This window comes from Tropicimonas sediminicola (assembly GCF_900188335.1).
In the GTDB taxonomy this organism is placed as follows: domain Bacteria; phylum Pseudomonadota; class Alphaproteobacteria; order Rhodobacterales; family Rhodobacteraceae; genus Tropicimonas; species Tropicimonas sediminicola.
In genome coordinates this window covers 36,318-48,966 of record NZ_FZOY01000011.1, presented here as the reverse complement: position 1 = coordinate 48,966, position 12,649 = coordinate 36,318, and the positions used below count along the sequence as shown (strand labels likewise).

Genomic DNA, 12,649 nt, shown 5'->3' with positions numbered 1-12,649 from the left:
TGCGGCGCCTGGGCCCCTGTCTCAGGCCCAGAGCGTGTCGATCAGCCGGTAGATGCCGATGCTGAGCGCCAGCAGGCCGACGCCGATGGTGAGCGGACGGCGCGGCGCTCTGGAGGCGAGCCAGCCGCCGAACACCGCCGCGGGCACGCCGCCAGCGAGCAGGCCGAGGACCGGGATCAACAGGCCCCGCCCGGGCTGCGGCGCCCAGCTTCCGGCGAAGTACCCCACCGCGAGGGTCGCGAAGACCGCGATCGAGACGAAGAGTTCAGCCACCGCGCCGCTGCCGATCGCGCGGTTTGGCGGCACGCCCGACGCGGTCAGCGCAGGGGTGACCACGGGGCCCCAGCTGCCGCCGATTCCCTCGATCAGGCCGCCGGCCGCGCCGATGACGGCTGTGTTGCGGCTGCGAAGGGTCCGCGGCGCGCGTCCGCGGATCCCGCGCAGGATGACGGTCGTGCCCATGAAGATAAGGTAGGCGGAAATCAGAAGGGTCAGCACGCCGCCCTTGAGATGCGTCAGGGTCAGGCCGCCGGCGACCCCTCCGAGGATGCCGCCGATGGCGAGCGTGCGCAGCAGCGCCGGGTCGATGTTGCGGAAGCGCCAGTGCGACAGGCCGGCGACGAAGCCGGTCGGGATCTTGGCGGCGTTGACCGTTGCGGAGACCAGCGGCGGGGCGACGCCGCTGCCGAAGAGGATGGCGGAACTGATCACGCCGAAGCCCATGCCGAGCGCACCGTCGACGAGCTGCGCGAGGAAGCCGACCACTGCGAAGAAGAGAAAATCAGACACCGGCCAACCCTTTCGCGGACGATGAAATGCGACGCGCCAATGTCCGATTTGCGCGGCGATTCGCAATGGCAAATCGCGGCCCCGCAATCAACCCGTTTCATTGTCCGCGGCGCTCGCCTAGGGTCTCCGGCATGAGCAGCTCCCCCCGATTCATCCACCTCCGTCTTCACACCGAATACTCGCTCCTCGAGGGCGCGATCCGGACCAAGAAACTCCCCGGCCTGTGCCGTGACATGGGCATGCCGGCGGTCGCCGTGACCGACACCAACAACATGTTCGCGGCGCTGGAGTTTTCCGTCACCGCGAGCGGCGCCGGCATCCAGCCGATCATGGGATGCCAGGTGGACCTGGAGTACGAGCCCGTGGCGCCGGGCGCGAAGCCGGTGCCGCCGGCGCCGGTGGTGCTGCTGGCGCAGGACGAGCAGGGCTATGGCAACCTGATGAAGCTCAACTCCTGTCTCTATCTGCGGGGCGATCATTCGCAGCCGCATGTGACGGAGGAGGAGCTTGCCGCCCATTCGGCGGGGGTGATCTGCCTGACCGGCGGGCCGAACGGCGCGCTGGGGCGGCTGGTGCGCGGTGGCCAGGAGCCGAAGGCGCGGGCGCTGCTGGAGCGGATGGCGCAGGCATTTCCGGACCGGCTCTACGTGGAGTTGCAGCGCCACCCGGGCGAGGACGGGCAGCCGGAGGCGGAGCGGGCGACGGAGCGGTTCTTCGTGGAATCGGCCTACGAGCTTGGCCTGCCGCTGGTGGCGACCAACGACGTCTACTTTCCCAAGTCCGAGTTCTACGAGGCGCACGACGCGCTGCTCTGCGTCGCCGATGGCGCCTATGTGGACCAGCAGGAGCCGCGCCGCAGGCTGACGACGCAGCATTACCTGAAGACGCCGGAGGAGATGATCACGCTCTTCGCCGATCTGCCGGAGGCGATCCAGAACACGGTGGAGATCGCGAAGCGCTGTCACGTGGTGTCCGAACGGCGCAACCCGATCCTGCCGACATTCGCCGAGAACGAGGTGGAGGAGTTGCGCCGCCAGGCCAAGGAGGGGCTGGCCGACCGGCTGGCGGTGATCCCCCATGCGGCGCCGGTCGAGGAATACGACAAGCGGCTGGAATTCGAGCTGGGCATCATCGAGTCGATGGGCTTCCCGGGCTACTTCCTGATTGTTGCCGACTTCATCAAGTGGGCCAAGGCGCATGACATTCCGGTGGGGCCGGGCCGGGGCTCGGGGGCGGGCTCGCTGGTCGCCTATGCGCTGACCATCACCAACCTCGACCCGCTCCGTTACAGCCTGCTGTTCGAACGCTTTCTGAACCCGGAGCGGGTCTCGATGCCCGACTTCGACATCGACTTCTGCATGGACCGCCGCGAGGAGGTTATCCGCTACGTGCAGGACAAGTACGGCCACGACAAGGTGGGGCAGATCATCACCTTTGGTGCGCTTCTGTCGAAGGCGGCGGTGCGGGACATCGGCCGGGTGCTGCAGATGCCGTTCGGCCAGGTGGACCGGCTGTCGAAGATGATCCCGGTGGAGGGGGTGAAGCCCGTCTCCATCGAGAAGGCGCTGGCGACCGAGGAGCGGCTGCGAGAGGAGGCGCGGAACGACGAACAGGTCGACCGGCTGATGACCTACGGCCAGCAGGTCGAGGGGCTCTTGCGCAACGCCTCGACCCACGCCGCGGGGGTGGTGATCGGCGACCGGCCGCTCGACGAGCTTGTGCCGCTCTACCAGGATCCGCGGTCCGACATGCCGGCGACCCAGTTCAACATGAAATGGGTCGAGCAGGCGGGGCTGGTGAAGTTCGACTTCCTCGGCCTCAAGACGCTGACGGTGATCCAGAACGCGCTGGACCTGCTCAAGCTGCGCGGGGTGGAGATCGACATCGACCACATCCCACTCGACGACAAGAAGACCTACGAGCTCTACGCCGCCGCCAAGACGGTCGCCGTGTTCCAGGTGGAAAGCTCGGGCATGATGGACGCGCTGCGGCGCATGAAGCCCACCTGCATCGAGGATATCGTGGCGCTGGTGGCGCTCTATCGCCCCGGCCCGATGGAGAACATCCCGACCTATTGCGAGGTGAAGAACGGGCTGCGAGAAGCGGAATCGGTCCATCCGCTGATCGACCACATTCTCGAAGAGACGCAGGGCATCATCGTCTACCAGGAGCAGGTGATGCAGATCGCCCAGGTGATGGCCGGCTACAGCCTCGGCGGCGCCGACCTGCTGCGCCGCGCCATGGGCAAGAAGATCAAGGAGGCGATGGACGCCGAACGGCCCAAGTTCGAGAAGGGCGCGGGCGAGAACGGGGTCGACAAGAAGAAGGCCAGCGAAGTCTTCGACCTTCTGGAGAAGTTCGCCAACTACGGCTTCAACAAGTCCCACGCCGCGGCCTATGCGGTGGTGAGCTACCAGACGGCCTATCTCAAGGCGAACTACCCGGTCGAGTTCATGGCCGGGATCATGAACTGCGATATCCACCTGACGGAAAAGCTCTCGGTTTACGCCGAGGAGGTCCGGCGGGGGCTCGATATCGAGATCGTGCCGCCCTGCATCAACCGCTCCATCGAGACCTTCTCGGTTGAGGACGGGAAGATCATCTATGCGCTGGCCGCGCTCAAGAACGTGGGCGCCGACGCGATGCACCTGATCGTGGAAGGGCGCGGAGAGACGCCCTTCGTCACCCTTTTCGATTTCGCGCGCCGGGTGGATCTGAAGCACGTGGGCAAGCGGGCGCTGGAGATGCTGGCGCGGGCGGGCGCCTTCGACGTGCTGGATCGCAACCGGCGGCGTGTGCTGAACTCGCTCGATGCGCTGGTCGCCTATTCGGCGGCGATCCACGAGCAGCGGAACTCCAACCAGGTGTCGCTGTTCGGGGAGGCGGGCGAAGACCTGCCGGAGCCGCGGCTCGCGAACCTCGACGATTGGCTGCCCAACGAGCGGCTGGCCGAGGAGCACGCGGCGATCGGCTTCTACCTCTCGGGCCATCCGCTCGACGATTACATGAGCATGCTGAAGCGCCGGGACGTGAAGACCTTCGCCGAGGTCCAGGAGCTGGTGAAACACGGGCCGGCGGTGGTCAAGATGGCCGGCTCCGTCTCCGGCAAGCAGGAGCGCAAGTCGGCGCGGGGCAACCGCTTCGCCTTTGTCCAGATGTCGGACCCCACGGGGCTGTTCGAGATGACGGTCTTCTCCGACACGCTGGAGAAGGCCCGCGACCACCTCGAACCGGGGCGCAACGTCGTGGTGACGGCGGAGGCGACCTTCGAGAGCGAGCAGCTCAAGCTGCTCTGCAAGGGCGCGCGACCGGTGGATGAGGAGGGCGGCCCCCGCGCGGGGGGCGGCGGCTTCCGCCTGTTCGTGAACGACGGGAGCGCGCTGCCGGTGCTGCAGTCGATCCTCGTCCGCACCGCCGAGGCCGGGCCCGTCCGCATGAAGGGCCCGATCCATGTCACCCTGATCGATCCCGGCCTGCCCGGAGAGGTGGACATGGAGCTCGGCACCGACCTCCCCGTCAGCCCGCAGGTGCGCGGGGCGCTCAAGGCGGTGGGCGGCGTGGTGGACGTGGAGGACCTCGACCTGCGGTGAGAAGGAAGCGCCCGATGGGCGCTGCCTTCTGCAAGGGTATCGGGACCAGGAAGAACGTGAGGTCCCGCGTCGCTCAAAGCACCTGCGCGAGATCCGCGATCAGGTCCGCCGGGTCTTCGAGCCCGACCGAGAGCCGGAAGACCCCGTCGCCGGCAAAGGCGCGGTAGCTCTCGAGCTGGCGGCCCTGCAGGCGGAACGAGGTTTCCATCAGCGGGGCGGTTTCCATCCAGAAGATCAGGCTGCGGTGGTGTCCGAGCGAGACGGCGTAGTGGATCACCTCCAGCCGGTCGATCATCTGCTGTGCCAGCGCCTGGCCCTTGGCGGCGTCACCGACCTGGAAGGAGATCATGCCGGCGGTATTGGTCATCTGCCGTTCGGCCAAAGCGCGCTGCGGGTGCGAGGCAAGGCCGGGATGGATGACCCGGGTGACGCTGTCGCGGCTTTCGAGCCAGTTGGCCAGCTCGAGCGCGCCGGCCTCGTGGGCCTTCATGCGCAGGGGCAGGGTGGCCATGCCGCGGGCGATGAGCCAGGCGTTGAAGGGCGACAGGATGCCGCCGTGGTGGATGCTGGCCTCCAGCCGCATCCGGCCGATCAACTCGGCAGAGCCCGCGACGGCGCCGCCCACCGCGTCGCCGTGCCCGCCGATGTACTTGGTGATCGAGTGCATCACCAGGTCGACGCCGAGACCGGCGCTCTCCTGGCCCAGCGGCGAGGCGAAGGTGGCGTCGCAGGAGACCAGCGCGCCGGCGTCATGGGCGAGCCTGGTCACCGCCGAGAGGTCGGTCAGCCGGCCGATCGGGTTGACCGGGGTTTCGCAATGCACCAGCCGGGTGTTGTCGCGCAACGCGGCGGCCACGGCCTCGATGTCGGACATGTCGACGAGGCTTACCTCGATGCCCAGCCGGGGCAGGGTATCCCGGGCGAGCTCGGCAACGCCGGCGTAGGAGACGTCCGAGACGACCACGTGATCGCCGGAGGAGAGGAAGGTGAGGAAGATCGCCGAGGCCGCGGCCATGCCGGAGGCGGTGCAAAGGCAGGCGTCGGTGCCTTCCAGAGCGGCGATCTTGCGTTCCAGCATGTCGACGGTGGGGTTGCCCCAGCGGGTGTAGAGGTAGCCGCTGGCATCCTCGAGGTCATGGGCGGAGAAGCCTGCGACCTGGTCGGTCACGAAGGTAGAGGACATGTGCAGCGGCGGCGCGGAGGCACCGGTGCTCGGGTCGGGCCCTTCGCCTGCGTGGATGGCAAGGGTCATCGGTCCGCGGGAGTTCTTTCGGTCTGTCATGGTATCCTGTCGGGCTATTGCGTTACGTCTCCTGCGGCCTCAGCGCGGTTTCGCGTTGCAACAGCCTTTATGGCCCCAGGTGCCCCGATGCAGCGACAGGCGCGCCGCGATGTCAACCTCCGCGGGTGCATGAATTTTCGGCGGATTCGTGCCGTCCGGGCATCTCGGGGACTGTTGCGGTTGCGCCACGCGGAAGGTTCGGCTAGCCCGGACTCGTTTTTCACACGAGGTTTGACGATGCCCATTTCCCACGCCGCCGCGCGGGTCTGTGCCGTGCTATGTGTGACGCTGGCCGCCTTCTCCGCTTCGGCGGAGCAGCAAGGACAACCGCGCGCTTCGACCAAGGCGCCGACGACCATCGAGCAGGGGCCGCTGGCGCAGGCCTGCGGCGTACGCGGCAAGGCGCTCGGCAGCCCGGTCGAAAAGGGTCCGGGCAAGTGGAAGCTCTATGACACGCGGCCCGGCAGCACGGCACCGCGCGATTTCTACCTTACCGGGTTCAGCGATGGATGCCCGCGGCGGATCACGGCAGCGGTTGCGATGTTCGGGTCGGTCGCGCTCTATGAGGCGGTGCATTACGGCCCGGTGGGATTGAAGCCGAAGGGCGATGCGACCGATGCCGCTTATGCGCAGCTGCGGGCGCGCACCTGCGGCTCATCGAAGTCCGCCTGCTCCGAGCGGGAGATACGCCGACTGGAGCGGAGTGCCGCGTTTTTGAGCGTCTATCCGTCCAAGGGCAGCCCGTCGCGGCTGGAGCTTCTGATGACGCGGGGGCGGCTGGCGGCGGTGGCGCAGAAATAGGCCGCGCCGCTCACCCCTTTGCCGGCATCCCGAGGTCTCGGGGCGCAAGGAGATAGGCCTTGCCAAAGCCGCCGTTCAGGAAGCCTCGCGAGGCCTCCAGTATCGCGAAACCGAAATCGCCGAAGTCGATGTAGAGCTTCGCCTTCGGGTGCTGTTCCAGCCAGCGATCGCGCAACTCGGCGTGTTCGGGGGCGCCTCGCGCGACCAGTCGGGCCCGGCATTGCAAGGTGAGCCGTGGATGGGTGAGCGGATCGCCCTTGTCGCCCGGCTCGCCTATCAGCACAGAGCAGTCGGGGTTTGCCTGCAGCGCGGCGGTATGCTGGGACAGCGACGAAATCAACGTGGCGGGCCGGCCGGAAGCATCCGTGCCGATCGCGATCCGCGTCACCATCGGGGCGCCTGTCCCCGGCTCCAGCACGCCGAGCGCCGCGTGACGCGCGCCAGTCAGCAGTTCGCGGGCCAGTGCGCGGGCTTCGTCATCGGTCGGTCGGATCGGATCGATCATTTTTTTCGATATCATGGTATCTTGCGTCTTTGCGCCGTCGAGCGCAGGGTAACGCCGGCTCGGGAGGATTCAAGGAGGAGAGCGGATAGGCGAACCGATGCCCGGCGCTTGCACGCGCCCGAAACCCGAGTGTCGGCGGAAGGGCGTCTCCATGGCGACGCGTTCTTTTCCGGCCCGGATCGTGACCTGAATCAAAGCCTCGCCAAACCGCTTCGGCTAGCCTGCCGGCACCAAGGAGAAACAGCACCATGTATGACAATGTTCTTGTCCCCGTTTCCTTCGAAGCAGACCGCAACGCGCGCGCGGCGATGGAGATCGCCCAGGCCATCCGCGCCGAGGGCGGCAAGATCACGCTGCTGCACGTGATGGAGCATCTGCCGCAATATGCGACCGAATACCTGCCGGCCGATCACCTTGAAAAGGCGCGTGCGGATATCACGAGCGGCCTGTCCGCGCTGTCGGAATCGGTGAAGAACGCCGATGTGGTCGTGGTCGAGGGGCATTCGGCCCGCACCATCCTCGACTATGCCGAGGAAGCCGGCACCGATTGCATCGTCATTGCCAGCCACCGGCCGGGGATGCAGGATTACTTCCTCGGTTCGACCGCGGCCCGCGTGGTGCGTCATGCCAAATGTGCGGTGCATGTGGTCCGCTGACATGGTACATGTCGGCTCCACCGGGCGGGGTATGCCGGGCGTGGCCTGAACCGCGGGAGAGGAATGGCGCAGACTGAAACCGAACTCCGTGACCTGCTCGAAGCCGGAAGGACGGAGCAGGGCGAGCCGATTTCCCGGCTTGGCTACTTCTGTGCGCCGTTCCGTCCGTCAGGTGGGCCATTCGCCGGCAAGGTCATCAAGCGCTACCCGTCCCATGCGACGTCGGCCGAACTCGACCGTCTGGCCGACGCCCATGACGCCTACCTCTGCCTTTTGCTCAAATGCGGGGTCGCTGTTCCGCAGACCGAATTCCACCTGGTCGAGACGCGTGGACGCCGGGTGCCGGTGATCGTTCAGGAGGGGTTGTCGGACGCCAGCATGATGCGCCGCCAGATGATTTCCGGCACCCCGGCGGAGGCGCTAGCACTGATGCAGGCCGCCGGTGAGCTGATCGCCGATTTCTGGGCGGCGGTGGAGGGGCGGACCGAGCGGATCGGCTTCCACCCGTCGATCCGCAATCTCGCGGTGATCGATGGCCGGGCGATCTTCTTCGACACCTTCCCGCCGCTCATCGGCTACGACCGCGACGAGATGGGGCAGCTGCTGATCACCTTCTCCGGCTCGCCCCTGATGCGCGCCGTCGGGCCGCTCTTGCGCAAGCGTGTCACGGCGATCCAGGACGAATGGTATTCACCCGCCGGCACCCTGATCGGGCTGGTCGGCAGCGCCTGCCGGTTGCGGCCGGTCGAGGCGCCGGACTTCCTCGACTGGGGATGCGACTTCGCGGAGCGGCGCATGCCGCGTCATGCGCAGGAGGTCCGCGAACATCTTGCCGTGCCGCCGCGGCTTCCCGGCTACTGGACGGCGACGCGCAAGCTTCTGGGCCTGAAAGGCGAGCCGAACCTTTGACCGGAGGGCGCGACCGCCAGTTTCTCCTGTCTCGGGCGGTATTGCGTGGTAGGCTCGCCATACCGTCAGGAGAGTGAAATGCCCACGATTTCCAAAGCCAACACGGGCCAGACCGTCATCACCACTTTCGAGATGACGCCCGGCACCTGCCAGGACCTGCTCGACGAACTCGAGGACGCCTACGAAAACTTCATCTCGCATCAGCCCGGCTTCATCGGCGCGGGCGTGCATGTGAACGATGCCCAGACCCGGATCGCCAACTACTCGCAATGGGAACGGCGGGAGGATTTCCAGGCGATGCTGCGCAGCGAGGAGATGCGCGCCCGGAGCCGCCGGTTGCACGAGCTGTGCCGCAGCTTCGAACCCGTGATGTACGACGTGGTCGCGAGCTACGGCTGAGCGCAGCGCCGTGCCCGATGCTCATGTTGTCTCGGCCCACCCGGAGCCGCATTCCTTCACCGCGGCCTGGGCGCGCGCCTCTGTCGCCGCGGTGCGCGCGCTTGGTGGTGTGGCCGAACATTCCGACCTCTACGCGCTCGGGTTCGATCCCGCGGAACGCGCGGCGCTCTATGCCAATGCCGACATCGCCGAAGGCCATTTCGACCCGCTGAAGGTTCAGCAGCGTGCGGTTGCCCGCGACGCCCTGCCTGCCGATCTTGCCGAGCAGGTGGCGCGAATCCGGCGGGCCGGCCTGTTGATCCTGCATTTCCCGATCTGGTGGTTCAGTCCTCCCGCCATCCTCAAGGGCTGGATGGATCGCGCGTTGGTGCACGGGGCCCTGCATGCCGAGGACGCGCGGTTCGATCGCGGCGTCTGTCGCGGGAAGCGGGCGTTGATCTGCGTCTCGACCGGGTGCAGCGCCGCCGAATGCGGACCCGACGGGCGCGAGGGCGATCTGCGCCTTCTGCTCTGGCCGCTGGCGCAGACTTTGCGGTATTGCGGCTTTGAGGTCTACGAACCGGTCGCGGTCCACTCCGTGCACGGCTACCACGAACCGCCGCAGCGTCGGGCGCTGGAGCAGCGGCTTTCCGAGACGCTCGCCGCACAGGAGGGCCTTGTCGCCGGCCTTGAGACGCGCCCGCTCTGGCCCTTCAACAGGGATGCCGATTTCGATTCCGAGGGGCGGCTTCTGCCCGAAGCACCGTCCCATTCGCCGTTCATCCGGCATATCTAGGCGGCGCCCCGCGTCTCCAGCGGCGTTCATCCGTTCTTTGTCCAAAACCGGCCCGGGCTGACCTGGATCAATGCGCTGCTGCCCCGTCCGCAGGAGGATGGCTCGAGCAAGTTGCGGGAGGGGAATGATGTACCACAACATCCTCGTGCCGATTGCGTTCGACGGCGACAGCAAACCGAACGCTGCTCTGAGCGTGGCAAAGACGCTGGCCGCCAAGGATGCGACTGTGACGCTCCTGCACGTGATCGAACACGTGCCGGCCTATGCGATCCACTACATCCCGGAAGACCTGATGCGCGCCACGCGCGATGGCCTCCATGCCGAACTGAGCCGGCTTGGAGAGGACCTGCCCAACGGCAATGCCCTTTTGCTGGAAGGGCACGCGGGGCGCAGCATTCTGGACCAGGCGAGCCGGATGAAGGCCGATTGCATCGTGATCCAAAGCCATCGCCCCGGATTGCAGGATTACGTGCTCGGCAGCACCGCGGCGCATGTCGTGCGGCATGCGCATTGCGCGGTCATGGTGGTCCGTTGATCAGCCGGGGCCGCCGGGCCTGATCAGGTAGTAGAGGAAGGCCGGCACCTCCCTCAGTGCCGACCGAAGGCGCTTCCAACCGGGCGTGCCTTCGGGCGCGGGCGCTGCGGTGGTGTATGCGAGCCCGAGCCGTCGCGCCACGAGCGCGGCGCGCGGTGCGTGGTAGGCGTCCGTGACAATCACGACGCGGGCGATCCCTTCCGCGTGCAGGAGCGGCAATGCAAAGGCGATGTTCTGGTAGGTGCTTGTCGAGACCGGCTCGCACCGCAGGGCCGGCTCCGGCACCCCCTCGGACGCGCAGATGCGCCGGATCACCTCGGCCTCGCTTGGCGGAAGAGCTCCAACCCCGCCGCAGCCGATGACGACGTGGACATGCCCGTCGCGCCAGAGTTCGGCCCCCTTGCGCGCCCGTCGGTCGAGCGTGGGAGAGGGACGTCCGCCTGGCCAGACCGCCGCTCCCAGAACCAGCGCCGCCACGCGCGCTTCGGTAGCGCGCGGCGATGAGGATGGCTCAGCCGATCGCCAGATCATTCTGGATCTCGTCCAGAGAGATGTCCTTGATCAGAACCGAGCCCTTGTCGCCGAAAACGAACAGAGCGTCGCCATTCTGCTCTTCTCCGAAACGCTTGACGACCTGCGCCCGTGTGAGGTCGTCCTTCCAGAGGTTCTCCAGCACGAGCACATCCACATCGTCGCGGAAATCGCGGATCGTGTCGTCGCCGTCGCCCTTGTGAAAGACGAAGCGGTCGGTTCCCTTGCCGCCGCCGAGACTGTCGTCGCCGGCCCCGCCCACAATCCGGTCGTTTCCCGTGCCGCCGGACAGCGTGTCCTTGCCGTCGCCGCCGAACAGCTTGTCGGCGCCACCGCCTCCGCGGAGCGTGTCGTTGGCGCCGCCGCCCCACAGCATGTCCTTGCCGCCAGCGCCGTTCAGCAGGTCCCGGCCATTGCCGCCATGGAAACTGTCCTCGCTCCGGTTGGCTCCGATCAGCCGATCATGCCCCTTGCCGGCGTAGATCTCCGGATCGGTCATGCCACTTTGATCGGTTCTGAAAACGTCGTCCTCAGTGATGTCGACGAGGGGAAGGGACGACAGAGAGATGGTCTTGCCAGGGGCGAAAGCCTTGGGATAGCTGCTGAAATCCAGATAGCTCGGATCGCCGGCCCCCAACTCGGAATAGAGCTGCCGCGCATCCGCGCGGGTGTCCAGCTTAACGGCCTTGCCCGAAACCTGGAAAAGGCTCCACTCCCTGAGGATGCTGTCGACATATCCGTAGAAGACCTTGCCTTCATGCTTGCCCTTGGCGACGGTGAAGACGACTTCGCGGGTGCCCTCGGCTCCCAGTTCGACGCTCCCGTCCACGTTGGTCTGGTAGGGCGTGTCCAGTGGGTTTGCGCGCGGTCCGAATTCGAGATCCGCGAGCGCATAGATGAAGAAATACCCGTCCTGCTCATAGCGGAACGAATTCGCGTAGTCCGGCAGAACGAACTCGAGTTCGGCCTTGCCGACGCTTCCGGTGTCGTTGTTGTAACGAAAGCCCTGTATCGCGTAGGTTGTCATGCTTTTTTCCTCTTCGCGCTGCTCTGCGAAGTGGACCCTAACAGCCCAGGTGCCGGAATGGGACCGCAGTTTTTCAACTATCGCGGCTCAGAATTCGAACCAGGTGCCGAGCTTCACGCCCTGTGCGTCGTCGTTGTGGAGGCCGAGTTGCAGTGCGGATTCGACGCTCAGGCCATGACCGAGGCGGCGGACATAGGTCGGCACGGCCCGGAGATAGGCGGGGGCGCTCTCGATCCCGCCGGATTGCATCTGCAGGTAGACGAGGTTCCGTTCGCCGGGTTTGAACCCGACCGTCGTGTCCAGTTTCCAGTGGCCCTCTTCGGCCTCCATCTGCCAGCCGGCCTTGGCGTCCACATCGACCCAGCCGTCTGCCCATCGTGTCTCGAAACCCCGCCCCCAGGCAAAGCCGGTGCGCATCATGGTGTCTTCGAGCCCGCGCCAGTCCTGAACGGGGCCAAGCCCGATCTCGACGGCGTAGCGATTGCGCCAGGAAAGATCGCCGAGGCTGCCGCGCAGAAACCAGATCGCCGCATTTATGTCGCTCTCGGGGCGAGTGTGCCGATCAAGGCCGAAAGTGAGGCGTTCGCTCAGTCCGATCTCCGCGTATAGGCCGAGCTCGTTTTCCAGCTCGACGCGGCGTCCCTCCACGATCGGATGCGAGACCTGCGCGAGATACCCTTCCACGTCGCCGAACGTTGTCCAGGATATCGAAGCAAAGACGTTGCCCTTGCCCCGTGGCCAGGCACCGCCCGCAGCGGCAGGGAGCGCCGTCATCATGGCGAGGAGGAAAAGCAGGAGATGCATCACGGGGCGCATGCCCCCGACCCTCCGCCAGGATGGTTAATAAGTG

13 protein-coding genes are annotated in these 12,649 nt (G+C 66.5%); 7 read left to right on the top strand and 6 right to left on the bottom strand.

The genetic code is table 11. The annotated features are described in order from the left end of the window. Nucleotides 1-21: 21 nt before the first annotated feature. The gene (locus CHB86_RS21390; RefSeq protein ID WP_089235158.1) at nt 22-789 is read right to left on the bottom strand and encodes a sulfite exporter TauE/SafE family protein; all 768 of its coding nucleotides are present in this window, start codon (nt 787-789) and stop codon (nt 22-24) included. Between the two features lie 131 nt (nt 790-920). Between CHB86_RS21390 and dnaE the strand changes: the two genes are divergently transcribed. Next, entirely contained in the window at nt 921-4,379 is a 3,459-nt protein-coding gene (gene dnaE, locus CHB86_RS21385; protein ID WP_089235157.1) for a DNA polymerase III subunit alpha, read from the top strand. Between the two features lie 73 nt (nt 4,380-4,452). On the opposite strand, the gene CHB86_RS21380 is transcribed toward dnaE, so the two are convergent. Beyond that, a complete protein-coding gene (locus CHB86_RS21380; protein WP_089235156.1) occupies nt 4,453-5,661 on the bottom strand; it encodes a trans-sulfuration enzyme family protein in 1,209 nt (402 codons plus the stop codon). Nucleotides 5,662-5,898: 237 nt separating this feature from the next. Between CHB86_RS21380 and CHB86_RS21375 the strand changes: the two genes are divergently transcribed. Beyond that, nucleotides 5,899-6,462, top strand: a complete 564-nt coding sequence (locus CHB86_RS21375) for a hypothetical protein (RefSeq protein WP_089235155.1) — start codon at nt 5,899-5,901, stop codon at nt 6,460-6,462. A gap of 10 nt (nt 6,463-6,472) precedes the next feature. Here CHB86_RS21375 and CHB86_RS21370 read toward each other — a convergent pair whose 3' ends face one another. After that, on the bottom strand, nt 6,473-6,967 hold the full coding sequence (locus CHB86_RS21370) for a HugZ family pyridoxamine 5'-phosphate oxidase (RefSeq protein WP_089235154.1): 495 nt from the start codon (nt 6,965-6,967) through the stop codon (nt 6,473-6,475). 248 nt (nt 6,968-7,215) lie between these two features. On the opposite strand from CHB86_RS21370, the gene CHB86_RS21365 reads away from it, so the two are divergent. The 5 genes from CHB86_RS21365 to CHB86_RS21345 all read left to right on the top strand — a co-directional run bounded on the left by CHB86_RS21365 (nt 7,216) and on the right by CHB86_RS21345 (nt 10,241). Next, nucleotides 7,216-7,623 carry a universal stress protein gene (locus CHB86_RS21365; protein WP_089235153.1) on the top strand — a complete coding sequence of 136 codons (408 nt, stop codon included), beginning with the start codon at nt 7,216-7,218 and terminating at the stop codon, nt 7,621-7,623. A gap of 63 nt (nt 7,624-7,686) precedes the next feature. Then, nucleotides 7,687-8,532 (top strand): DUF6206 family protein, encoded by an 846-nt coding sequence (locus tag CHB86_RS21360; RefSeq protein WP_089235152.1) that lies wholly within the window; start codon nt 7,687-7,689, stop codon nt 8,530-8,532. 78 nt (nt 8,533-8,610) lie between these two features. After that, complete coding sequence (locus CHB86_RS21355) at nt 8,611-8,931, top strand: antibiotic biosynthesis monooxygenase family protein (RefSeq protein ID WP_089235151.1); 321 nt, start codon at nt 8,611-8,613, stop codon at nt 8,929-8,931. A 10-nt stretch (nt 8,932-8,941) separates the two neighbouring features. Then, on the top strand, nt 8,942-9,706 hold the full coding sequence (locus tag CHB86_RS21350; RefSeq protein ID WP_089235150.1) for an NAD(P)H-dependent oxidoreductase: 765 nt from the start codon (nt 8,942-8,944) through the stop codon (nt 9,704-9,706). A 127-nt stretch (nt 9,707-9,833) separates the two neighbouring features. Beyond that, nucleotides 9,834-10,241, top strand: coding sequence for a universal stress protein (locus CHB86_RS21345; protein WP_089235149.1), 408 nt, complete (start codon nt 9,834-9,836; stop codon nt 10,239-10,241). Here CHB86_RS21345 and CHB86_RS21340 read toward each other — a convergent pair whose 3' ends face one another. The 3 genes from CHB86_RS21340 to CHB86_RS21330 all read right to left on the bottom strand — a co-directional run bounded on the left by CHB86_RS21340 (nt 10,242) and on the right by CHB86_RS21330 (nt 12,615). Then, entirely contained in the window at nt 10,242-10,772 is a 531-nt protein-coding gene (locus CHB86_RS21340; RefSeq protein ID WP_089235148.1) for a YdcF family protein, read from the bottom strand. Next, nucleotides 10,753-11,799 carry a calcium-binding protein gene (locus tag CHB86_RS21335; protein ID WP_089235147.1) on the bottom strand — a complete coding sequence of 349 codons (1,047 nt, stop codon included), beginning with the start codon at nt 11,797-11,799 and terminating at the stop codon, nt 10,753-10,755. Before CHB86_RS21335 ends, CHB86_RS21340 begins: the two co-directional genes overlap by 20 nt. Before the next feature lie 87 nt (nt 11,800-11,886). Next, a complete protein-coding gene (locus CHB86_RS21330) occupies nt 11,887-12,615 on the bottom strand; it encodes a hypothetical protein (protein WP_089235146.1) in 729 nt (242 codons plus the stop codon). Between the last annotated feature and the right edge of the window lie 34 nt (nt 12,616-12,649).